The organism is Streptomyces sp. RLA131 (genome assembly GCF_056270125.1).
Map to the genome: position 1 here is coordinate 2,891,977 of NZ_JBWDOQ010000002.1, position 22,569 is coordinate 2,914,545.

15 protein-coding genes and 1 pseudogene are annotated in these 22,569 nt (G+C 73.4%); 10 read left to right on the forward strand and 6 right to left on the reverse strand.

Annotated elements, in window-relative coordinates; translation table 11 throughout:
- Positions 1–382: 382 nt before the first annotated feature.
- Positions 383–2,098 carry a TIGR03767 family metallophosphoesterase gene (locus tag RWE79_RS14120; protein ID WP_475940418.1) on the forward strand — a complete coding sequence of 572 codons (1,716 nt, stop codon included), beginning with the start codon at positions 383–385 and terminating at the stop codon, positions 2,096–2,098.
- 66 nt (positions 2,099–2,164) lie between these two features.
- Here the strand turns inward: RWE79_RS14120 and RWE79_RS14125 are convergent, their stop codons facing one another.
- Positions 2,165–3,157: a hypothetical protein gene (locus RWE79_RS14125; protein ID WP_475940419.1), complete on the reverse strand. Its 993-nt coding sequence runs from the start codon at positions 3,155–3,157 to the stop codon at positions 2,165–2,167.
- Positions 3,158–3,473: 316 nt separating this feature from the next.
- Between RWE79_RS14125 and pepN the strand changes: the two genes are divergently transcribed.
- A complete protein-coding gene (pepN, locus tag RWE79_RS14130) occupies positions 3,474–6,059 on the forward strand; it encodes an aminopeptidase N (RefSeq protein WP_475940420.1) in 2,586 nt (861 codons plus the stop codon).
- Between the two features lie 708 nt (positions 6,060–6,767).
- Positions 6,768–7,223: pseudogene (locus RWE79_RS14135) on the forward strand (cytochrome P450); the annotation flags it as partial.
- Here the strand turns inward: RWE79_RS14135 and RWE79_RS14140 are convergent.
- A complete protein-coding gene (locus RWE79_RS14140; RefSeq protein WP_475940421.1) occupies positions 7,173–8,231 on the reverse strand; it encodes an EamA family transporter in 1,059 nt (352 codons plus the stop codon). The pseudogene RWE79_RS14135 and the gene RWE79_RS14140 overlap by 51 nt on opposite strands.
- Positions 8,232–8,365: 134 nt before the next feature.
- Between RWE79_RS14140 and RWE79_RS14145 the strand changes: the two genes are divergently transcribed.
- The gene (locus RWE79_RS14145) at positions 8,366–8,890 is read left to right on the forward strand and encodes a MarR family winged helix-turn-helix transcriptional regulator (protein ID WP_475945805.1); all 525 of its coding nucleotides are present in this window, start codon (positions 8,366–8,368) and stop codon (positions 8,888–8,890) included.
- 45 nt (positions 8,891–8,935) lie between these two features.
- On the opposite strand, the gene RWE79_RS14150 is transcribed toward RWE79_RS14145, so the two are convergent.
- The 3 genes from RWE79_RS14150 to RWE79_RS14160 form a co-directional block, all read right to left on the reverse strand.
- A complete protein-coding gene (locus RWE79_RS14150) occupies positions 8,936–9,178 on the reverse strand; it encodes a hypothetical protein (protein WP_475940422.1) in 243 nt (80 codons plus the stop codon).
- A 46-nt stretch (positions 9,179–9,224) separates the two neighbouring features.
- Positions 9,225–11,342, reverse strand: coding sequence for a 4-alpha-glucanotransferase (gene malQ / locus RWE79_RS14155; protein ID WP_475940423.1), 2,118 nt, complete (start codon positions 11,340–11,342; stop codon positions 9,225–9,227).
- 129 nt (positions 11,343–11,471) lie between these two features.
- Positions 11,472–12,878 (reverse strand): amidase, encoded by a 1,407-nt coding sequence (locus tag RWE79_RS14160; RefSeq protein ID WP_475940424.1) that lies wholly within the window; start codon positions 12,876–12,878, stop codon positions 11,472–11,474.
- Between the two features lie 89 nt (positions 12,879–12,967).
- On the opposite strand from RWE79_RS14160, the gene RWE79_RS14165 reads away from it, so the two are divergent.
- The 4 genes from RWE79_RS14165 (at position 12,968) to RWE79_RS14180 (ending at position 19,230) form a co-directional block, all read left to right on the forward strand.
- A complete protein-coding gene (locus RWE79_RS14165) occupies positions 12,968–16,366 on the forward strand; it encodes a beta-N-acetylglucosaminidase domain-containing protein (RefSeq protein ID WP_475940425.1) in 3,399 nt (1,132 codons plus the stop codon).
- 151 nt (positions 16,367–16,517) lie between these two features.
- Positions 16,518–17,060: a PadR family transcriptional regulator gene (locus tag RWE79_RS14170; RefSeq protein WP_475940426.1), complete on the forward strand. Its 543-nt coding sequence runs from the start codon at positions 16,518–16,520 to the stop codon at positions 17,058–17,060.
- Positions 17,057–17,761 carry an ABC transporter ATP-binding protein gene (locus tag RWE79_RS14175; RefSeq protein ID WP_475940427.1) on the forward strand — a complete coding sequence of 235 codons (705 nt, stop codon included), beginning with the start codon at positions 17,057–17,059 and terminating at the stop codon, positions 17,759–17,761. Before RWE79_RS14170 ends, RWE79_RS14175 begins: the two co-directional genes overlap by 4 nt.
- Positions 17,758–19,230: an FtsX-like permease family protein gene (locus tag RWE79_RS14180; protein WP_475940428.1), complete on the forward strand. Its 1,473-nt coding sequence runs from the start codon at positions 17,758–17,760 to the stop codon at positions 19,228–19,230. The genes RWE79_RS14175 and RWE79_RS14180 overlap by 4 nt, the downstream gene beginning before the upstream one ends.
- Positions 19,231–19,314: 84 nt before the next feature.
- On the opposite strand, the gene RWE79_RS14185 is transcribed toward RWE79_RS14180, so the two are convergent.
- Complete coding sequence (locus RWE79_RS14185) at positions 19,315–19,851, reverse strand: HNH endonuclease (protein WP_475940429.1); 537 nt, start codon at positions 19,849–19,851, stop codon at positions 19,315–19,317.
- 232 nt (positions 19,852–20,083) lie between these two features.
- On the opposite strand from RWE79_RS14185, the gene RWE79_RS14190 reads away from it, so the two are divergent.
- Both RWE79_RS14190 and RWE79_RS14195 read left to right on the forward strand, forming a co-directional pair.
- Positions 20,084–21,121 carry a mechanosensitive ion channel family protein gene (locus RWE79_RS14190; RefSeq protein WP_475940430.1) on the forward strand — a complete coding sequence of 346 codons (1,038 nt, stop codon included), beginning with the start codon at positions 20,084–20,086 and terminating at the stop codon, positions 21,119–21,121.
- A gap of 140 nt (positions 21,122–21,261) precedes the next feature.
- Complete coding sequence (locus tag RWE79_RS14195; protein WP_475940431.1) at positions 21,262–22,509, forward strand: ROK family transcriptional regulator; 1,248 nt, start codon at positions 21,262–21,264, stop codon at positions 22,507–22,509.
- Positions 22,510–22,569 lie beyond the last annotated feature (60 nt).

The window sequence follows — 22,569 nt, forward strand, 5'->3', positions numbered from 1 at the left end:
AGCCTGTGGTTGGGGAGTGCTTCGACTGTCGTAAGCCGGACATGGCACAGATGCGCCAAACCCGGTCATCGCGTTCCACTCCTGATCACCCCTGCCCCACCTGCGGTTTCACCGCCGGGCCGAGCGCGACCGAGGGTTGTCCCGCACCCGGGTCCGGCCGAAATCCGAGGGCAACCCCTCTGGCCGCTCCTGGTCGCCGCCGGCGTTGGTGAACAGCCGGTGAGCGCCGGGCCGCCGGCGGACGAGGCCGCGGTGAGCAGCGGACGTGCCGGTGATCGATGTCCCGAGATCGGTGTCCGGTGTTCCGTTTCCGTTGCACGCCAGGTCATTCCCGATGTCAACGATCCAGGGGAACGCTTATCCGCCCTCGGGGGAGCTTCGTATGTCTGGTATGCCCGGTATCGACCGCCGCAACTTCCTACTAGCGTCCGGCGCCACCGCCTTCAGCGCCGGCCTCGGCATCGCCTTGGTGCCGGGTTCCGGTGACGCGACGGCATCACCGGCGGTCGCCCAGTCGGCGACCGGGAGCCTGCCCGTCGCACCCGCGAACCCCTCCCCGGCCGGTACGACGCTGCAGTCGGTCGCCACGCCGCGCGGCAGCGGCGGCTACCGGCGGCTCGGCGACGGCCCCGGCTGGGCCCGGGTCACCCGGTCCGAACTGGCGGCGGGCCGCAGCGGCCGTGCCGCCCGGCGTACTTCGCTCGCGTGCTTCGTCCAGTTCACGGACCTGCACATCACGGACGTACAGAATCCGCAGCGCTACGAGTTCCTGCGGGCCGACAACTCCGCGGCGTGGCGCCCCCAGGAGGCGCTGACCTCGGCCGGTGTGGTGTCCCTGGTGGAGCGGGTCAACTCGCTGCGCAAGGGCCCCGCGACCGGCGCCCCCATCAGCTTCGTGATGACCACCGGCGACAACACCGACAACAACTCGCGGATCGAGCTGGAGTGGTTCCTGACCGCCATGAGCGGCGGCCGTTTCACGCCCGACTCCGGTGACCCGGGCGGCTACGAGGGCGTCCAGGACTCGGGGCTGAAGCAGTACTGGCAGCCGGACGCCGCGCTGCGCGACGCCGACAAGCAGCTCGGCTTCCCCCACCTGCCCGGTTTCCTCGCCGCCGCGACCCGCGAGGTGACCAGCCCGGGTCTGTCGGTCCCGTGGTACTCGACCATCGGCAACCACGACCAGCTCTACGGCGGCGCCTACGCGGCGGCGTCCGGCAGTTCCTTCTTCCACGACCTGGCCACCGGTTCGCGCAAGCTCTTCTCACTGCCCGCCGCCGAGGCCTCCGCCGTCGAGAAGGCGCTGCGCGACGGCCCGGACCCGCACGGCACCCGCTTCCAGGAGGCCTGGCGCCGGTACCGGTCCACCGCGCGCACCGTCACCCCCGACGAGCGCCGCGCGCCCTTCACCGCGCACCAGTACATCGCCGCCCACCTCGACCCGGCGTACGCCGGCGCGGGGCCGGCCGGACACGGCTACACACAGGACAACCTGAGCGCCGACCGCCTCTACTACACGTTCCGGATCTCGCAGGACGTGGTCGGCATCAGCCTCGACACCACCGACCGCGGCGGCGACTACCGGGGCTCCCTGGGCACCGCACAGCTGAAGTGGCTGGAACGCACGCTCGCCGCCAACGCCGACGCGACGGTGCTGGTCTTCAGCCACCACCCCAGCTGGGCCATGACCAATCTGCTGCGCGACCCCGCCCACCCGGACGAGAAGCGGCACGGCGGGGACGAGCTGATCGCCACGCTGAAGAAGCACCGCAATGTCGCCGCCTGGATCAACGGGCACAGCCACAAGAACAAGATCGTGCCGCACGGCACCTTCTGGGAGGTCTCCACGGCCTCCCACGTCGACTACCCGCAGCTCGCCCGGATCGTCGAACTCACCGACAACCACGACGGGACCATCTCCCTGATCAGCACGCTCGTGGAGTCCGCCGCCCCGCACAGGACCGACTTCGACGATCTGTCCCAGACCGGTCTGGCCGCGCTCTACCGCGAACTGTCCTTCAACGCGCCGGGGGCGCGGACCACCCTCGCGGGCGCGCCGGGCGACCGGAATGTCGAACTGCTGCTGAAGAAGGCCTGAGTTCGGGGGTTCGGAAGTTCGGAAGTTCGGAAGTTCGGAAGTTCGGAAGTTCGGAAGTTCGGGGGTTCAGGCGGGGAGCACGACCACGTACGAGGCCGGGGTGCGGTCGGCGGAGGCCATCAGCGCCGTGCGCACCACGGCGGCCTGCTGTTCGAGGGACTCCCGCAGCTTCCTCGGGGTGATGTGGACGACGGTGATCCCGAGCCGCTCCAGCGCCTCGCGCTTGCGGGAGTACTCCGACCACAGCGCGTCGTCCTCCTGGCGCGGGGCGCGGGCGTCGATCTCCACCGCGACGGCGTGCTCCGGCCAGTAGGCGTCCACGCCGCCGAGGTGCGGACCGCCGGGCAGCCGCAGGTCGACGTTCCACATCGGGTCGGGCAGTCCCAAGCAGCGCACCATGTCGTAGAGCCGGCCCTCGGCGATGGCCCGGCCCTCGGCGACCAGGATGTCCACCGCCTCCACGACGTGCGGGCGGGACAGCAACCGCGCCTGGCTCAGCTCGCGTACGACGGCGCCGGCCTCGCAGTGCCCGCCGCGCACCGCCTCGGTGAGAAGCCGGCGTACGACCTCGGCGTCGTCCAGTTCCGCGACGGCGTCCGCGAGCGCCCGGGGAACCGGTGCGCAGGGCACTCCGGCCACCTGCTGCGGCCGGGGCAGGACATGGGCCCGGTGGATCATCACCTCGCCGCAGGCGCGCAGCCGCCGCTGCCGGGCGACCAGCAGGTCGATCCGGTCCAGGCCGATCAGCGGCGGCACCGAGGAGAAGCGGTGCAGGGCCAGGGCGGCGAGGCCGGTGACCATGACCTCGCCGCTGGGGACGTCGCACCCGTCGGCGTAGAGCAGTGCGGCCTCCAGCCGTTCCTCGCTGGTGGGAGGGCCCGAGTGGAGCAGGAAGACCTGCGGCAGCAGCTGCTGCCAGGGGCCGCCGGGGCGGCAGCGCTCGGCGAGGTCGCCGGCGGTGACGCCGTGCTCACGCAGTTGACTCATCGTCAGAACACTCCGCCGGGTGCGGAAGAGGTGGTCGAGGGGACGGGGGCTGAGGGGGAGGTTGTGGTTCATGCCGGGTCAATTCCTCACCCGGACGGGTCACTAACCGCTGTTACAGTCCCGTCGACAAACCGGGACATCCCCGTACTAAAGTTCATGCGTTCGGTTGCCGACGGGGGAATTTCACCTATCCGGGTGACAGTCGCCCGTACGGCCCCGTCCTCCCTTGCGGGGCGCGGGCGAACGGTGTCCGCAGGACCGGGGTGACTGGGGTCATCCCTTGAGGTGAGCGGCCCGCGAGGTTGTCCACAACCAGGGATATCCCTCGGGCGGCGACACCGTCCCACGTGCGAGGATGAGGGCAAAGACCGACGAAGGAGACGGATACGTGCCTGGCACGAACCTCACCCGCGAGGAGGCGCAGGAGCGCGCCCGCCTGCTCACGGTGAACTCTTACGAGATCGATCTCGACCTGAGCGGAGCGCAGGACGGGGGCACCTTCCGGTCGGTGACGACAGTGCGCTTCGACTCCGCCGAAGCGGGCGCCTCGACCTTCATCGACCTCGTGGCACCGGCCGTGCACGAGGTCGTTCTCAACGGGACCGCGCTGGACCCGGCCCGGGCCTACGACGCGACGGACGGCGGCAACGGCTCCCGGATCACACTGCCCTCACTGCTCGCCGGGCCGAACGAGCTGAAGGTCGTCGCCGACGCGGCGTACACCAACACCGGCGAGGGCCTGCACCGCTTCGTCGACCCGGTGGACAAGCAGGCGTATCTGTACACCCAGTTCGAGGTGCCGGACGCGCGCCGGGTCTTCGCCAGCTTCGAGCAGCCCGACCTGAAGGCGACGTTCCGCTTCACCGTGACGGCGCCCGCCGGGTGGACGGTGATCTCCAACTCCCCGACGCCCGAGCCGGTCGGCACCGTGTGGAGCTTCGAGGCGACCCCGCGTATCTCCACGTACATCACCGCCCTGATCGCCGGTCCCTACCACGCGGTGCACAGCAGCTGGCAGGGCGCGGGCCGTACGGTGCCGCTGGCCGTCTACTGCCGCCCCTCGCTGGCCGAGCACCTCGACGCGGACGCGATCTTCGAGGTCACCCGGCAGGGCTTCGACTGGTTCCAGGAGAAGTTCGACTTCGCCTACCCCTTCGAGAAGTACGACCAGCTCTTCGTCCCGGAGTTCAACGCCGGCGCGATGGAGAACGCGGGCGCGGTCACCATCCGCGACCAGTACGTCTTCCGCTCGAAGGTGACCGACGCGGCCTACCAGGTGCGGGCCGAGACGATCCTGCACGAGCTGGCCCACATGTGGTTCGGCGACCTGGTCACCATGGAGTGGTGGAACGACCTGTGGCTGAACGAGTCGTTCGCCACCTACACCTCGGTCGCCTGCCAGGCCTCCGCGCCGGGCAGCAAGTGGCCGGCCGCCTGGACCACCTTCGCCAACTCCGAGAAGACCTGGGCCTACCGGCAGGACCAGCTGCCGTCCACCCACCCGATCATGGCGGAGATCAACGACCTGGACGACGTCCTGGTCAACTTCGACGGCATCACCTACGCCAAGGGCGCCTCGGTGCTCAAGCAGCTGGTGGCCTATGTCGGCGAGGACGAGTTCTTCACCGGCGTGCAGGCCTACTTCAAGCAGCACGCCTGGGGGAACACCCGGCTCGCCGACCTGCTCGGCGCCCTGGAGGCGACCAGCGGCCGGGATCTGAAGACCTGGTCCAAGGCCTGGCTGGAGACGGCCGGCATCAACATCCTGCGCCCCGAGATCGAGGTCGACGCCGAGGGTGTCGTCACCGGGTTCGCCGTGCGGCAGGAGGCCCCGGCGCTCCCGGCCGGCGCGAAGGGCGAGGCCGTGCTGCGGCCGCACCGGATCGCGATCGGCGCCTACGAGCTCCAGGACGGCGCCCTGGTGCGTGTCCGCCGGGCCGAGCTGGACATCGACGGCGAACTCACCGAGGTCCCGGAGCTGACCGGCATCGCGCGGCCCGCCGTCGTACTCCTCAACGACGACGACCTGTCGTACGCGAAGGTGCGGCTCGACGAGGTCTCCCTGGCGACCGTCCGCGAGCACCTGGGCGACTTCACCGAGTCGCTGCCGCGCGCCCTGGTCTGGTCCGCGGCCTGGGACATGACACGGGACGGCGAACTGGCCGCCCGGGACTACCTGAAGCTGGTGCTGTCCGGCATCGCCAAGGAGTCCGACATCGGTGTCGTACAGTCCCTGCACCGCCAGGTGCGGCTGGCCATCGACCTGTACGCCGATCCGGCCTGGTCCGGCACCGGTCTGGCCCGCTGGACGGAGGCCACGCTGGAGCACCTGCGGGCCGCCGCCCCCGGCAGCGACCACCAGCTCGCCTGGGCCCGGGCGTTCGCCGCCACGGCCCGTACCGGCGAGCAGCTGGACCTGCTGGCCGGGCTGCTCGACGGCAGCGAGAGCATCGACGGCCTGGCCGTCGACACCGAGCTGCGCTGGGCGCTGCTCCAGCGGCTGGCCGCCACCGGCCGGGCCGACGAGCCGGAGATCGCCGCCGAGCTGGAGCGGGACGCCACGGCCGCGGGTGAGCGGCATGCCGCGACCGCGCGGGCCGCGCGTCCCACGGAGGCGGCCAAGGCCGAGGTCTGGGCGTCGGTCGTGGAGAGCGAGAAGTACCCGAACGCGGTGCAGGAGGCCGTCATCGCGGGCTTCGTCCAGATCGACCAGCGCGAGCTGCTCGCTCCGTACGCCGCGAAGTACTTCGAGTCGCTGCTGGAGGTCTGGGAGTCCCGCAGCCACGAGATGGCCCAGCAGATCGTGGTCGGGCTCTACCCGGCGCAGCAGGTCTCGCAGGCCACGCTGGACGCCACCGACGCATGGCTGGGCTCCGCCGACCCGGTCCCGGCCCTGCGCCGCCTGGTCACGGAGTCCCGCGCCGGGGTGGAGCGGGCGCTGAAGGCCCGCGCCGTGGACGCCGCGGCGGGCTGAGGCCCGCGGGCTGGTTCACCGGTTCACCGGGGTCACGCGTTCACGGCAGGTCCGTGGGCGCGTGACCCTTTTCCGGCCAACTCTCCTTGTATCGCAGCGGTGTTCGAGTTCGTCCCTCAGCATGGGTGCTTTCGCCGGGATCCGTGACGAGAGGAGCACCGCATGCGCTTCCTGCCCGGATCACCGCCGCAGGGATGGCTTCCGCAGGCGCTGACGGCCGACGACCCCCGGCCGGTCGCCTGGGCCACGGCGCCCAACGGCACCGGTCTGTGGGTCGTTCGCGACCACGCTCTCGCCCGTCGCGTCCTGTCCGACCGCCGGTTCGGCCGGGCGGCCGCCGTACGGCCGGACGTACCGAAGATCGGCATCTCCGAGCCGGCACCGGAGTCCATCGTCAGCGTGGACGGCGCCGAACACGCCCGGCTGCGCCGGCTGGTTGCCGGTGCCTTCACCGAACGCCGGGTGGCGGCCCTGCGGCCCTTCGTCGCCTCGCGGACCGCGGACCTGCTGGACAAGATGGCGGCCCAGGGCCCGCCCACCGATCTGATCACCGGCCTGGCCTCACCGCTGCCACTGGCGGTGCTGTGTCATCTGCTGGGCATCCCGCCGGAGGACCAGGACATCTTCCAGCCCCTGGTCGGGGTGTTCTTCGCGCTCAGCGGGGAGATCGCGGACAGCCGGGACAGCATCCGCGGCCTCACCCGCTACATGGCCGGACTCGTCGCCCGCAAGCGGCAGAAGCCCGGGGACGATCTGCTCAGCGCCCTGATCAGGGGGCGCGAGGAGGACGACGACCGGCTGGACGACCGCGAGCTGGTCACCCTCAGCCTCGCCCTGCTGATGGCCGGTTACGAGACCACCACCGACCAGATCGGCCTGTCGGTGCTCAGCCTGATGTACGAGCCCGCACTGGCCGGCGCGCTGCGCGACGGCGCCCCGGAACGGGCCGGGGAGGCCGTGGAGGAGCTGCTGCGGCTCAGCTCCACGGCGTATCTCAGCTTCCCCCGGATGACCACCGAGCCGGTCGTGATCGAGGAGGCCGGGGTCACCGTCGAGCCCGGCCAGCCGGTCGTGGTGTTCTTCAGTGGCGCCAACCGCCGCGTCCCGCCCGCCTCATCGCATCTGGCGTTCGGTCACGGCATCCACCGCTGTGTGGGCGCGCCGCTGGCCAGGCTCCAGCTCGCCGTCGTACTGCCGGCCCTGCTCACCCGTTTCCCGCGGCTGGACCTGGCCACCGCTCCCGGGGCCCTGGTCTGGAAGAGCGGCCAGGCGGTGCGGGGGCTGCGGGAGCTGCCCGTGGCGTGGTGAGGTCTGGCCGAGCAGTGTGCTGCCGAACGCCACCGCCATGCCCAGCAGTTGGAGCGCGACCAGGGACTGGCCGAGGACGGCCCAGCCGATGACGGCGGCGGACAGCGGGCTGAGCAGTCCGAGGAAGGCGACGGATGTGGCGGGCAGGCGCGCTATGCCCCGGAACCAGAGCCAGTACGCGACGGCCGTGTTGGCCACCGCGAGGTAGGCGTACCCGGCCAGCGCCCGGCCGTCGGGGGCGGGCGGCGCGCCCTCGGCCAGCAGCGCCACCGGGGCCAGCAGCAGTCCTCCGGCCGTGAGCTGCCAGCCGGTGAGAGTCAGCGCCCCGACGCCCTCCGGGCGTCCCCAGCGCTTGGTGAGTACGGTCCCGGCCGACATGGACGCGGCCCCCGTCAGGCCCGCGGCGATCCCTGCGGTGTCGAGCGTCGCACCCGCCCGCAGCACCACCAGGCTCACCCCGAGCACCCCGGCGCCCCCGGCCGACAGCGTCCGCAGGGTGGGCCGCTGGCTGAGCAGTGCCGCCGCGAACCCCGCCGCGAGCAGCGGCCCGACCGCGCCCAGTACGGCCGCGACGCCGCCCGGCAGGCGGTACGCGGCCAGGAACAGCAGCGGGAAGAACGCCCCGATGTTGAGCACCCCGAGCACCGCCGCCCGCCACCACCAGGCGCCGCGCGGCAGGGTGCGGGTGACCGCGAGCAGCGCCAGCCCGGCGGGCAGCGCCCGCACCAGACCGGCGAACAGCGGGCGGTCCGGCGGCAGGAGCTGGGTGGTCACGGCATAGGTCGACCCCCAGGCGAGCGGGGCGAGCCCGGTGAGGGCCACGGTGGCGGCGACGGCTGAGCGGGGTCCGGCGGCAGCAGGCATGCAAATAGCTTATCCCTAAGCTACTTACTTGCAAGCAAGCGAGGTACACTGACCCGGTGACACAGAACGCAGAGGGCGAAGCGCAGGACAGGACCCCGCTCGACCCGGCCGACCCGGCCGACCCCGCCGGAGCAGTGGACGCGGTCGACGCGATCGTGGGTCAGTGGAGGGACGTCCGGCCGGACCTCGACACCGCACCGATGGAGGTCTACGGCCGCGTCTACCGCATCGCACGCGCGATGGGCGACCGGGTGGAGAAGGTCTACGCCCGCTTCGGCGTCGGCCGGGGGGAGTTCGACGTGCTGGCGACACTGCGCAGGGCGGGCGAGCCGTACGAACTCTCGCCGCGCGAGCTGTCCGCGACGCTGATGGTGACGACCGGCGGCATGACCGGGCGCCTGGACAAGCTGGAACGGGCCGGACTGCTGCGGCGCGCACCCGACCCGAACGACCGGCGCGGCCTGCGGGTCACCCTCACCGAACCGGGCCTGGCGCTGGCCGACGAGGCGGTCACGGCCGGGCTGGACCTCCAGCACGGGGTCCTGGCGGACATGGACCCGGCGGAGCTGCGCCGGCTCGCGGACCTCCTGCGCACGCTGCTGGCGGCGACGGAGGCCGACGGTGCGCAGGACGGCGCCCAGGACACGCAGGACACGTAAGGCGTCACGCAGAACGACGTGACGGCACGCCGGTACGGCCGGGGGTCAGTCCTGCGGCTGCTTGCGGGACTTGTCGGTGACGATGACAAGACCGGCGATGATCGCGAAGAGGGCGAGCGGGGCGATCACGAAGAGACCGACCGTCTCGGCGACGCTCAGACCCTGGCCGGGGTCGTCACCGTCGTCGCGCATCGCCGCGAAGGCGGGCGACGTGATGAGCAGCATGAGCGCGGTGCCGGCAGCGATGGTGCCGGCGCGCAGGGCGTTCTTGTTGACCTTCTTGTCCACGTGCCTACCGTAGCCCCCGGCCCGGCGGCCCGCGCGTCCGGGGTGCCTATGGGATGACGGCCGCGCGCACCTCCTCCGCCAGCGCGTGCAGCCGGGGGGACACGGCGAGCTGCTCCAGGGTCACCGGACGGCCTTCGGCGTCGGCGATGGGCAGACGCCAGTTGGGGTACTGGTCCCAGGTGCCGGGGAGGTTCTGCGGACGGCGGTCACCGACGGCGTCCGGGAGCCAGATGCCGAGCATGCGGGCAGGGGTGGCGGCCAGGTACCGGTGGAGTGCCTTGACGACGGCCTCCTCGTCGCCGGTGCCCTCCGGAAGCAGCCCGAGCCGGCCGAGCAGGGCCAGCCACTCGGCCACCTCGACCGCGTCCTCGGCCTGCTCCTGGTCCAGGGGGCGGCCCAGCAGCCCGAGCCGGTGGCGCAGTTCGACGTGCTCGCCGGTGAGGCGGGCGGCGGTGCTGGGCAGATCGTGGGTGGTGACGGTGGCCAGGGAGGAGGTCCGCCACTCCCCCGGCCGCAGCGGACGGCCGCCGTGCGCGTAGTCGCGCTCGAACCACAGCACCGAGGTGCCGAGGATGCCCCGGTCCGCGAGCTCCTCCCGCACGCCGTCCTCGACGGTGCCCAGGTCCTCCCCTATCACCACGGCCCCGGCACGGTGCGCCTCCAGCGCCAGCACGCCGAGCATCGCCTCCGCGTCGTACCGCACATACGCGCCGTCGGTCGGCGGCCGCCCCTCCGGCACCCACCACAGCCGGAACAGGCCCATCACATGGTCGATGCGCAGGCCGCCCGCGTGCCGCAGCACCCCGCGCAGCAGATCGCGGTAGGGGGCGTAGCCCGTCGCGTCCAGGGCGTCGGGGCGCCACGGGGGCAGGCCCCAGTCCTGGCCGTGCGCGTTGAAGGCGTCCGGGGGCGCCCCGACGGACATCCCGCCGGCCAGCGCGTCCTGCAGGGCCCAGGCGTCCGAGCCGGACGGATGCACACCGACCGCGAGGTCGTGGACGATACCGACCGCCATACCCGCGTCCCGCGCCTGCCGCTGGGCCCCGGCGAGCTGGCTGTCGGTCAGCCAGGCCAGCCAGCAGTGGAAGTCGACCTGCTCCAGGTGCTCACCGCGGGTCCGGGCGACCTGCGCGGAACGCGGATCGCGCAGCCCGGCGGGCCAGGTCCGCCACTCGGGGCCGTGGATCCCGGCCAGCGTCGACCAGGTGGCGTGGTCGTCCAGCGCCTGGCCCTGCTCGGCCAGGAAGTCGACGTACGCCGCCCGGCGTCCCGGGCCGAGCGGCACCCCGCGCAGCAGCGTCAGCGCCTCGCGCTTGAGGTCCCACACCGCGTCCCGGTCGATCAGAGCCTCCTTGTGCAGCACGGAGTCGCGCAGCACGGCGGCCTTACGCAGCAGGTCGGCGGCCCGGTCGCGGTCCTCGGCGCCGAGGTGGGCGTACTCGGGGATGTCCTCGACCCGCAGATACACCGGGTCGGGGAAGCGCCGCGACGACGGCCGGTACGGGGACGGGTCGGTGGGCCGCCCCGGCACGGCCACATGCAGCGGGTTGACCTGGACGAAGCCCGCTCCCAGCGCCCGCCCCGCCCAGGCCGCGAGGTCCGCCAGGTCGCCGAGGTCGCCCATGCCCCAGGAGCGGCCGGACAGCACCGAGTAGAGCTGCGCCAGGAAGCCGTACGTGCGGCTCGGCGGGCCCGGCAGCCGCGCGGGGGCCACCACCAGCTGGGCGCTCGCGCTGCGGCCGTCCGGCGCGTGCGCGCGCAGCGCGTGCCGTCCGATCCCGACCCCGGCCGGCGGGGGGAACCTCTCCGGCCACGGCCAGTCGTACTCGGCGCCGTCCTCGGTCTCCACCCGCACGCTGGTGCCCGGGGGAAGATCGAGCCTCGGACTCCTGCCGTGCCTGACGACCACGGTGCGCGGCATCAGCCGTCCCACGGTGCGCCGTTCGTGTCCGGCCAGCGCGTCGTGCACCGCCGCCGGCGTCGAGGCGTCCACACCCAGCGAGGCGAGGACGGCGACCACCGTCTCCTCCGGAACCCGGATCTCGGTGTCCGGCGCCGGGCGGTAGGTCGTGTCCACGCCGTGCAGTGCCGCGAGCCGCGCCCGGTCCTGCTGCGCCACGGGAGTCTCCGGTTCGGTTCGGGAACAACGGACGACCTCAGCCATACCCACTGGGTACGCGGCCATGTTTGACCGTTTGTGCCGTTTGTGCCGCTGTGACGGTTGTGAGTCGTTGTGACCGCCCCGGCGGCAGCGGCCGCTCCGGCTGCTCCGCTTGTTCGGCCGGCCCGCACATCAGCCTGCCGCTGCCTCCAGTTGCGCGGCGAGCGCCAGCAGCGGCCCCTCGGCGGCGTGCGCGGCGCCCAGCATCATGCCGATCGGCAGCCCGGACGCCGTCTGTTCCACCGGCAGTGAGACGGCGGGCAGCCCGGCGATGTTCCACGGCGCGGTGAAGGGGGTGAACGCCACCTGCGCGGCGAAGTCCGCCGCCGGGTCGGCGTCGTCGCGCAGCGCGCCCACGCCGGTCACCGGCGCCGGGAGCCGCGCCAGGGTCGGCGTCAGGACCGCGTCGTACCCGGCGACCGCCCGCGCGTGCTTGCGGCCGACGGCCTGCATGGCGCCCAGCGCCCGGGTGTAGTCGGTGGCCGACACCCCGCGTGCCCGGTCGCGCAGCCAGCGGGTGAGCGGCATCAGCCCGGCCTCCCGCTCCGGGGGGACGGGGATTCCGGCCGCCATCACCGCCCACACCGGGGTGAACGCCTCCCGGTCCCCCGGGGCGAGCGGTTGCGGCACATCGACCACGTCGTGCCCGAGGCCGGCGAGCAGCTCCGACGTCCGTTCCCAGGCCTCCAGCACCTCCGGGTCCACCTCCACCCCGGGTACGTCGGGCCGGGCCCAGCGGGCGATGCGCAGCCTCGTGGGTTCGCGCCGGACCCACTCCCGGAACGGGCGTTCCGGCACCGGCAGCGAGTACGGGTCGCCGGGCGCCTGCACCGCCATCACGTCCAGCAGTTCGGCCGCGTCCGCCACCGTCCTGGCGATCGGGCCGTTCACCGCCAGCCCGTTGGAGTCCCCGTAGGGTGCCGGGCTCACCCTTCCCCGGCTCGGTTTGATCCCCACCAGCCCGCAGCAGCTCGCCGGGATCCGGATCGACCCTCCCCCGTCGCTGCCCTGGGCGGCGGACGCGAGGCCGGCCGCCACGGCCGCCGCGGCGCCCCCGCTGCTGCCGCCGGCGCCGCGCGTCAGGTCGTACGGCGTACGGGCCGGTGGCCCCAGGCGGTTCTCGGTGTAGGCGGGGAGCCCGAACTCGGGGGTGTTGGTCTTGCCGAGCAGCACGGCCCCGGCCCGGTCCCGCAGCAGGGTCACGACGTACGCGTCCTCGTCGGCGACCCGGTCCGCGAAGACGGCCGAGCCACCGGTGAAGCGCACGCCCCGGACCGGTGTCAGGTCCTTGACGGCGATGGGCACGCCGAGCAGCGGGGGGAGGCCGTCGGTGTCGCCCGAGTCCCGCTCCAGCCGCCGCTGCGCCCGTCGGGCGTCGGCCAGGGCCTGATCCGGCGTCACCGTCAGATAGGCGCCCACCTCGTCGTTCAGCCGGTCGATCCGCGCCAGGTAGTGCTCCGCCAGCTCCACCGGCGACAGCTCACCGGACCGGATCGCGGCCGCCTGCTCGGCCATGCTGAGCTCATGGGGTTCGGCCATGCCGTCAGGCTAGCCCCGTCGCCCGGGCAGGGCCCCGGGGCACACCCGCGCGTTGACAGCCCCGCGGCGAAGTGGTGGGCTAACGGCCCATGACCGGGCGCCGTACGAGATCAGCAGCAGCGGGCACGGCCGCCCTGGTGGCGACCGTGGTCGGGGGCATGCTCGCCGGGGCGCCCGCGGTGACGGCCGCGCCGCGCGCGGACGGCACCGGCACAGCGGCCTCCGTACCGGACTCCGCGGCGGGCGCGGCGTCGGTGTGGCCCAAGCCCCAGTCGCTGCGCGAGCAGGGCGGGTTCACGGCACTGACCGGCACCGTGACGCTGGTCGCGGGGCCGGAGGCGGACCCGTACGCGCTGGACGTGATCCGTGCCGCCCTGCGCGAGGCGGGGGCCCGCGACATCGTGGAACCGGCTGCGGGCCCGGCACCGGGCAGTGCCGGCGGCACCACGGTGTACGCCGACGGCCCGGCCGCCACGAGCGCGCTGCGCGCGATGGGCGCGGCGCGGACCGCCGACCTGCCCGCCGGCGGGTACCGGCTGGCGGTGGCCGGCGACCGTGTCGCCCTGGCGGGAACAGGCGAGGACGGGCTGTTCCACGCCGCCCAGACGCTGCGTCAGCTCGTCACTTCCAAGGGCCTGCCCCGGGTGATGATCCGGGACTGGCCCGCGACAGCGGTGCGCGGCGTGGCGGAGAGCTTCTACGGCGAACCGTGGAGCCAGGCGCAGCGGCTGGGCATGCTGGACTTCATGGGCCGGACCAAGCAGAACCGGTACCTCTACGCCCCGGGGGACGACGCGTACCGCCAGGAACGCTGGCGGGATCCTTACCCGGCGGCCCGGCGGACGGAGTTCCGGGAACTGGCGGACCGGGCTCGGCGCAACCATGTGACACCCGCGTGGGCGGTGGCCCCGGGACAGTCGCTGTGCTTCTCCTCGGCGGAGGACCGCAGGGCGCTGCTGCGCAAGATCGACGCGATGTGGGCGCTGGGGATGCGGGCCTTCCAGCTGCAGTTCCAGGACGTGAGCTACAGCGAGTGGCACTGCGACGCCGACGCGGACACCTACGGCAGCGGTGCGCGGGCGGCTGCCCGTGCGCAGGCGGACGTGGCCAACGCGGTCGCCGAACACCTCGCGGCGCGCCACGGCCGGTCCGCCGGCAGCACCGCCGCGCTGTCGCTGCTGCCCACCGAGTACTACCAGGACGGCCCCACCGCCTACCGCACGGCCCTGGCGACGGCGCTGCGCAAGGACGTGCAGGTGGCCTGGACCGGGGTCGGGGTGGTGCCGGAGAAGATCACCGGCGCGCAGGTGGCGGCCGCCGTCGCCGCGCTGGGGCACCCGCTGCTGACGATGGACAACTACCCGGTCAACGACTACGCCGAGGACCGGATCTTCCTCGGCCCCTACAGCGGCCGCGAGCCCGCCGTGGCAACGGCCTCGGCGGGGGTGCTGGCGGCGGCGATGCGGCAGTCGGCGGCGTCGCGCGTCCCGCTGTTCACCGCGGCGGACTACGCCTGGAATCCACGCGCCTACGACAGCGCCTCGTCCTGGCAGGCGGCCATCGACGACCTGGCGGGGACGGACCCGGGCAAGCGGGCGGCGCTGCGCGCGCTGGCGGGCAACGACGCGTCCTCCGCGCTCGACGGGGACGGCGAGTCCGCGTATCTGCGCCCGTTGCTGACGGCCTTCTGGACGGCCTACGAAGGCGGTGACGCCGCGGCGCTGGAGGCGGCGGCACGACGGCTGAAGAGCGCGTTCACCACCATGCGCGGCGCCCCGGAGAGCCTGGACGACCTGGCCGAGGGCGAGTTCGGGGCCGAGGTGCGGCCCTGGCTCAGCCAGCTCGCGCGGTACGGGAGCGCGGGCGTGAAGGCCGTCGACATGCTGCTCGCGCAGCGGCACGGGGACGGCGCGGCGGCATGGCGGGACCGGCTCGCGGTGGAGCGGGCCCGGGGGCGGACAGTGCGCAGCACCGCCACGGTCGGGGACGGCGTCCTCGGGCCGTTCCTGACCAGGGCGCTGAAGACGGCGGACGCCTGGAGTGGCGTCGGCACCGGCAGCCGCACCGCGACGGCGACACTGGGCTCGGCCCGCTCCACGCAGCTGTCGGCGATGACCGACGGCAGGCAGGGGACCGTCTGGACGAGCGACGCGCCGCCGCAGAAGGACGACACGTTCGGGGTGGACCTCGGCACCGCCAGGTCGGTGACCGGGGTGCGGGTGACCATGGGCGGGCAGGACCACCTGCGCGACGCGGTCCTGGAGTATTCGGCGGGCGACGGATCCGGCTGGCACGAGGCCGGGGTCTTCCACGACCTGCGGACCGTCACCGCGACCCTCCCGGCCGGTGCGCAGGCCCGCTATGTACGGCTGCGGTCGACGGGGGCGCAGGAAAGCGCCGTGTCGGTCAAGGAGTTCACGGTCACCACCACCGACGAGGAGCGGCCGGCCGACACCTCCCCGGTGACGGACGGTGATGTGACGACCACCTACCGGGGCACCGGCGGGGTGCTGACGGTGGAACTCGGCCCGGCGCGGGCTCTGGAGGCGCTGACGGTGCTCACCGACCCGGCGGGGGACGGGAGTTCACCGGCCTCGGTGGAGGTGCGGGTGCCGGGTGAGGGCTGGCGGCGGCTCGGCGGCCTGCGCGGCGGCTGGACCGAGCTGACGGCCGGCTCGGTGCGCGCCGACGCGGTACGCCTGGTGTGGGCGGACGACGCCGACGCGCCCGTCGTCCACGAGATCGTGCCCTGGTACGCGGACCGGCCCGCCGCCCGTATGACCCTCGACAGCACCGAGGCCGACGCCGAGATCGGCGGTGCCGCCGTGACCGTCTCGGCCGAACTGGCCGACACCTCACCGGACGCCGCCCGTGTCACGCTGACCGCGGACCCGCCGACCGGGGTGAAGGCGAAAGCCCCGGGCACCATACGCATCCCCCGAGGCGGCACTTTCACGGTGCCGGTCGAGTTCTCCGTGCCCGGGGGCACCGCCCCGGGCACGTACGACATCCCCGTCACGCTCACCGTCGACGGCCGCACGGTACGCCGGACGGTCACCCTGCACGCCTACCCGCGTACCGGCGGCCCGGACCTGGCCGCCGGCGCCGCGGCGGCCTCCTCCGCCGACGAGACCCCCGACTTCCCCGCCTCGGCGGTGACCGACGCCGACCCGGCGACCCGCTGGTCCTCCCCGGTCGACGACGACGCCTGGGTCCAGGTCGAGCTGCCCGGCCAGGCCACCATCGGCCGTGTCGACCTGGACTGGCAGGACGCCTACGCCTCCCGGTACGTCGTCCAGACCTCCACCGACGGCCTCACCTGGCAGACCGCCGCCACCGTCACCGACGGCGCGCCCGGCCCCCGTACCGTCCGGTTCGACTCCCCCGTCGCCGCGCGCTTCGTCCGCGTCCAGGGCGTCGAGCGTGGCACGAAGTACGGCTACTCGCTGTTCTCCGTCCGGGTGTACGCGGTGGCCGACGGCTCCTGACGGCTCCTGGCCCGCTCTGACGGCCGCCGCCAACTGCCGTGTTCCGCTTCGCGCTTGCCGGGAAGTCAGACACCTGCCACTATTCACTCACTACATGTACTCAGTGAATAGTGAGTTCCGTGAGCGAACGATCCGGAGGGAGCGGCACGCCATGAGCACCGCCCACATCCTCCTCGGCCTCCTGGCCTCCGAGCCCGGCCACGGCTACGACCTGAAGCGGCGCCACGACGACCGCTTCCCGCAGGCGCGGCCGCTGGCCTACGGGCAGGTCTACACAACCCTGCAGCGGCTGACCCGCGACGGCCTCGCCGAGGTCGCGGAGACGGAAGGAGGCGAGGGCGGTCCGGAGCGGACCACGTACCGCCTGACGGACGAGGGCGAGAAGACACTGCGCACCTGGCTGTCGGAGACCGTCCCGGCGGCTCCGGTGAGCGCGGCGAACGAGATCTTCGCGAAGGTGGTCGCCATCATGGCGTCCGGCTTCGGTGATCCGGCCGACTACCTGCGTGCGCAGCGCGCCGCGCACCTCGCGCGGATGCGTGAGCTGACGACGCAGAAGACCGCGCTCCGCACCAGCCTCTCGGCGGTGCTCTCCGCCGACTACGCCCTCAACCACCTCGACGCCGACCTGCGCTGGATGGACATCACCGCGCGGCGGCTCGACACACTGGCCCAGGAGATCGGAACCTCATGACACCCTCCCAACCCCTGATCGAGGCCCAGGACCTGGTGAAGTCCTACGGCACCGGGCAGCGGACCCGGGCGCTGCGCGGCGCGAGCCTGCATCTGGACCCCGGGGAGATCCTGGCGGTGACGGGACCGAGCGGAAGCGGCAAGTCGACGCTGCTGCACTGCCTTTCGGGCATCGCCCGGCCGGACGCCGGCTCGGTGCGGTACGGAAACGAGCGGCTGGACCAGGCCGGCGAGGCACGGCGTTCCGAGCTGCGCAGGACCGAGTTCGGCGTGGTCTTCCAGTTCGGGCAGCTGGTCGGCGAACTGACCGCGCTGGACAACGTGGCGTTGCCGCTGCTGCTGGCCGGGACGGCACGCCGGAAGGCCCAGGAGCGCGCCGGCGAGTGGCTGGAGCGTTTCGGAGTACGGGGGCAGGCCGCTCTGCGCCCCGGGGAGTTGTCCGGCGGCCAGGGGCAGCGGGTGGCGCTGGCCCGGGCGATGGTGACCGGGCCGAAGGCGGTGTTCGCGGACGAGCCGACAGGCGCGCTGGACTCGCTGGCCGGTGAGCAGGTGATGACCACCCTGGTGCACGCGGCCCGCGAATCGGGCACCGCCGTGCTGCTGATCACGCATGACGCCCAGGTCGCGGCGTACGCGGACCGCGAGGCGCGGGTCCGGGACGGCCTCGTGGCCGACGAGACCGCTGCGCGGGTGACCCCGTGAGCGCGCTGCGCGGGCTGCGCGCGGACGCCGCCCTGGCCTGGGCGCTGCTGCGGGGCTCGCCGCGCAGCGAGCGATGGCGACTGTCGCTGACCGCGCTGGGCGCGATGCTCGGCACGGGGTTCGCGCTGGCGGCACTGGTCGTGGCGGTGATCGGCACCCGTTTCGGCGGCGGCCCGCACTGGTACACCAACGACCTGCTGAACAGTGCGGGCCTGCGCACCGAGGTGACCGGCGCGCTGCTGCTGCTGGTCCTCCCGGTGCTGGCCTTCATCGGCCAGTGCACCCGCATCGGCGCCCTCCGGCGGGAGCGGCGGCTGGCCGCGCTGCGGCTGGCCGGGGCCACCCCGCGCCAGGTGCGGCGGATCTCGGCACTGGAGACCGGTGCGGTGTGCGGGCTCGGGTCGCTGGCCGGACTGGCGGGCTTTCTGGCACTGCGGGCCGTACTGTCGGCGACGGCGCGCCCGGCCGTCCCGGGCAGCTCCTTCCGGGTGGTGACCTGGCCGACCGACGTGCCGGTGCCGTGGGGTCCGGCGGTGCTCGTGGTGCTGGCGCTGCCGGTGCTGGCCGCGCTGGAGGCCCGGTTCACGCTGCGCAGGGCCGGGAGCGAGCCGCTGGAGCTCGTTGCGCAGGGCCGCCCGCCACGTCCCCGGACGGGCGGTGGGCGGCTGGCGCTGTGGGCCCTGGCACCGCTGGCGCTGCCGGCGGCGATCGGACTGCAACTGCTGAGCATGTTCGGGCCGGGCACCGCCGGTCCCTCCCGGCACTCCCCCTTCGGTTCGCCCCTGGTGACCCCGGCCGTCGTGCTGCTCAGCGCCGTCGGAGTGCTGTACGGCACCGCCGGGCTCGCGCTGGTCACCGGGCGGCTCGCTGTCCGCTCCGGCCGTCCGGAGCTGCTGATCGCCGGGGAGCGGCTGCAGGCAGACCCCTGGGCGGCGGCCCGGTCCCATGCTGCGGTGCTGCTGACCACGGTGGCCGGGGTGGGCTTCGTGGGCATCCGCCGTCTGCTGATCGAGGACCTGGCGGCCCCCCGCCGGTACCCGTACTCGGCCGCCGACCTCGGCTTCTACTCCGGCGGGATCAACCTGACCGGCGCCGGGATCCTGATCGGCCTCGCCGTCGCCGTCGGAGGGCTCGCGGTCGGCGCCGTCGAGTCGGTGATCACCCGGCGCCGGACGCTGGCCGCGCTGGCCGCCACCGGGGTGCCCCGGCGCGTGCTCAACCGGGCGGCACTGCTGGAGACCGCCCTGCCGCTGGTGCCCGCGGTGGCGCTGGCCGCCTCCTGCGGGCTGCTGATCACCGGCGTCTGGTGGGCGGCGGTGGTGCTCGACGAGGCGCCCGCGCTGCGGCTGCCCGTGCTCGAACCCCTCCTCGCCGCCGCCGCGCTGCTGGCCGCCGCGCTGCTGGCCACGGCCGCGTCCCTGCCGCTGCTGCGGCGCACCCTGCGCCCCGCCGAGCTGCGGTACGAGTAACCGGCGGGCAGACCGGGGCCCCGGACCGACCGCCGCAGGGGGGCGGCCGGCCCGGGGCCCTCGAACAACACGAAGGCCCGGATATCAGGCAGATATACCGTCTATCCGGGCCATGGCGTCGTCCGCGCCGAATGGCTGCAGGTATGGCAGCCAGCGCGGGTCCCTATGCCCTGTGCCGATGATCCGCCAGGCCAGGCCGGACGGCGGCGCGGGCTGATGGCGCATCCTCCAGCCGAGCTCGGCGACATGCCGGTCGGCCTTGACATGGTTACACCTGCGGCAGGCCGCGACCACGTTGTCCCACGTGTGCTGCCCTCCGCGGCTGCGCGGGATCACGTGGTCGACGCTGGTTGCGACGGCACCGCAGTACGCGCACCGGCCGCCGTCCCGGGCGAACAGGGCCCGCCGGGTCAGGGGCACGGGGCCGCGAAAGGGAACTCGTACGAACTTCGTGAGTTTGACAACACTGGGCGCGGGGAGAGCCCGGGTCGCGCTGTGCATATAGGCGCCGGATTCCTCGAGGCACACGGCCTTCTTGTTCAGCACGAGGATGAGCGCGCGTCGGAGCGGTACGACGCCGAGGGGCTCGTACGACGCGTTGAGTACCAGGACATGCGGCACAGGTGCCTCCTTATACGCCGGCGGCGCGTGGCTCGCGCCGGGACGATCTGCCCAACAGTCTCTCCGGAAGCCCGGCCGGAGCGCCACCATGACCGGGTAACGGAGCGAGGGTGTTTTAGACCACACCTGCTACATCCCCTTTATCAGTCCTGCTCGCGCTCGAACAACGCAACGGGGTGGCACGGATCGCCCGTTAGTGTGGTGAACCAGCCCTACCGGAGGTTCCCCTGCTGTGTCCGCATCCACGACGACCACGATCGACGACGCCCAGAAGTCCGCGACCAATGCCGCGGACTACGTGAGCCAGAACTGGGCCGACTGGCTCGCGGCAGGACTGCGCATCCTGCTGATCGTGGTGATAGCCGTGGTCCTGAGGGTCGCCGTACGGCGGATGATCACCAAGTTCATCGACAGGATGAACCGCGGCGCCGAGAACGCCTCCGGCACCACGCTGGGCGGCCTGCTGGTCAACGCGGAGCGGCGGCGGCAGCGCAGCGAGGCGATCGGATCGGTGCTGCGCAGCGTGGCATCCTTCGTGATCATGGGTACGGCGGCCCTGACGGTGCTGTCCGTGCTGCAGATCAACCTGGCTCCGCTGCTGGCCAGCGCGGGTGTCGCGGGTGTCGCGATCGGTTTCGGCGCGCGCAACCTGGTGACGGACTTCCTGTCCGGGGTCTTCATGATCCTGGAGGACCAGTACGGCGTCGGCGACGTCATCGACGCGGGCGTGGCGAGCGGCACCGTGGTGGAGGTCGGCCTGCGGGTCACCAAGCTGCGGGGCGACAACGGCGAGATCTGGTACGTCCGCAACGGCGAGGTCAAGCGGATCGGCAACCTCAGCCAGGGCTGGGCGACGGCCGTGGTGGACGTCCAGGTCGGCTACGGCGAGGACCTGGAGCGGGCGCGACGGGTGATCACCACGGTGGCGGAGGACATGGCCAAGAGCCGGCCCTGGGACGAGGCCCTGTGGGAGCCGGTCGAGGTGCTGGGTCTGGAGTCGGTCACCGCGGACTCGGTGGTGATACAGGCGCAGGCCAAGACCATGCCGGGCAAGGCTGCGGGGGTCGCGCGCGAGCTGCGCTGGCGGATCAAGCGGGCCTTCGACGATGCCGGTATCGCGATCGTCGGCGGTACGCCCACCGCGGCGGTCGAGGAGGAGACGGCTGATCCGGCCGATGCCGTCGCCGCGCCGTCGGCCCTGGCCAACCCGGACTCCGCACAGTCGGCGGCCGTCCAGCCGATCACCCCGGCGCGCGCGACGGGCAGGTAGCCCCCCGCCGCCACTACGGCACGCCCCCGGCACCGCAGGTGCCGGGGGCGTTTTCGTACGCCTCTTGACGGTTCGGCCCGGCGGGCCTACCTTCCCCTTCATCGACAGGAAAGTTTCCTAACTATCTTCCGGATGGGAGGATGGCGCGCATGGCAGCTGGCTCCCCCGGAACCCCCGGCACACCGCGCGTACTGCGCGCCATGAACGACCGCGCGGCCCTGGACCTCCTCCTCGCCCACGGTCCCCTGTCCCGCACCCGGATCGGCAAGCTGACCGGGCTGTCCAAGCCGACGGCCTCGCAGCTGCTGGCCCGCCTGGAGGCGGCCGGCCTGGTGGTCGCCACCGGCACCACCGAGGGCCGGCCGGGACCCAACGCCCAGCTGTACGCCGTGAACCCCACCGCCGCCCATGTGGCGGGCCTCGACGTCACCGCCGAACGGATCCGGGCGGCCGTCGCCGACATCACCGGCACCGTCGTCGGGGAGTACGAGCTGCCCACCCCCGGCCGGCGCGCCCGGAGCACCGTCGAACAGGTCCTGGAGGCCGTGGACGGCGCCGCGAAGGCCGCCGGGGTGGTCCGGGGCGACCTGCGCCGGATCGTGATCGGCACGCCGGGCGCCTTCGACCCCAGCACCGGGCGGCTGCGGTACGCCAGCCACCTCCCGGGCTGGCACTCGCCCGCGCTGCTGGAAGCGCTGGCGGCGGCCCTGCCCGTGCCCCTGGAGTACGACAACGACGTGAACCTCGCCGCCGTGGCCGAGCAGCGGCTCGGGGCGGCCAGGGACCACGAGGACTTCGTCCTGCTGTGGAACGAGGGCGGCATCGGCGCCGCCGTCGTCCTCGGCGGACGGCTGCACCGGGGCTGGACCGGCGGCGCCGGCGAGGTCGGTTTCATGCCGGTGCCGGGCACCCCGCTGGTGCGGCATGTGGCCAGGGCCAACGCCGGCGGCTTCCAGGAACTGGCCGGCTGCAACGCCGTCCTGCGCTACGCCCGCGAGCTGGGACTGCCCGAGCCCGAGGGCGCGCTCCCGGAGGCGGCGGCCACGCTGCTGGCCGAGGCCGCGCTGCGCGGCGCCGGGGCAGCCTCCGGCGCCGATGCGCAGGCCGGGCCGTACGCCGAGCTGCTGCACCGCTTCGCGACCGGCCTGGCGGTCGGGCTGGCCTCGCTGGTGACCGTGCTCGACCCCCAACTGATCGTCCTGTCCGGCGGAGTGATCGCCGCCGGCGGGGAACCGCTGCGTGCCCTGGTCCAGGCCGAACTCGCCGAACTGGCCGTGCCCCGGCCGCGCTTGGTGCTCGGCACGGTCCAGGAGCACCCCGTCCTGCGCGGGGCGCTGCAGAGCGCTCTCGCCACCACCCGCGACGAGGTGTTCGACACCTCCCGCTGACCCACCCGCACCACCCACCGACGGACCGGCGCCGAGGCCGGCCCGTGGGCCCCGCACACC

Excerpts from the sequence above, each read along its gene's own strand:
- RWE79_RS14120 (WP_475940418.1), top strand. The coding sequence starts at position 383 with ATGTCTGGTATGCCCGGTATCGACCGCCGCAACTTCCTACTAGCGTCC.
- RWE79_RS14195 (WP_475940431.1), top strand. The coding sequence starts at position 21,262 with ATGGCGCGCATGGCAGCTGGCTCCCCCGGAACCCCCGGCACACCGCGC.
- RWE79_RS14175 (WP_475940427.1), top strand. The coding sequence starts at position 17,057 with ATGACACCCTCCCAACCCCTGATCGAGGCCCAGGACCTGGTGAAGTCC.
- RWE79_RS14170 (WP_475940426.1), top strand. The coding sequence starts at position 16,518 with ATGAGCACCGCCCACATCCTCCTCGGCCTCCTGGCCTCCGAGCCCGGC.
- RWE79_RS14140 (WP_475940421.1), bottom strand. The coding sequence starts at position 8,231 with ATGCCTGCTGCCGCCGGACCCCGCTCAGCCGTCGCCGCCACCGTGGCC.
- RWE79_RS14160 (WP_475940424.1), bottom strand. The coding sequence starts at position 12,878 with ATGGCCGAACCCCATGAGCTCAGCATGGCCGAGCAGGCGGCCGCGATC.
- RWE79_RS14125 (WP_475940419.1), bottom strand. The coding sequence starts at position 3,157 with ATGAACCACAACCTCCCCCTCAGCCCCCGTCCCCTCGACCACCTCTTC.
- RWE79_RS14165 (WP_475940425.1), top strand. The coding sequence starts at position 12,968 with ATGACCGGGCGCCGTACGAGATCAGCAGCAGCGGGCACGGCCGCCCTG.
- malQ (WP_475940423.1), bottom strand. The coding sequence starts at position 11,342 with ATGGCTGAGGTCGTCCGTTGTTCCCGAACCGAACCGGAGACTCCCGTG.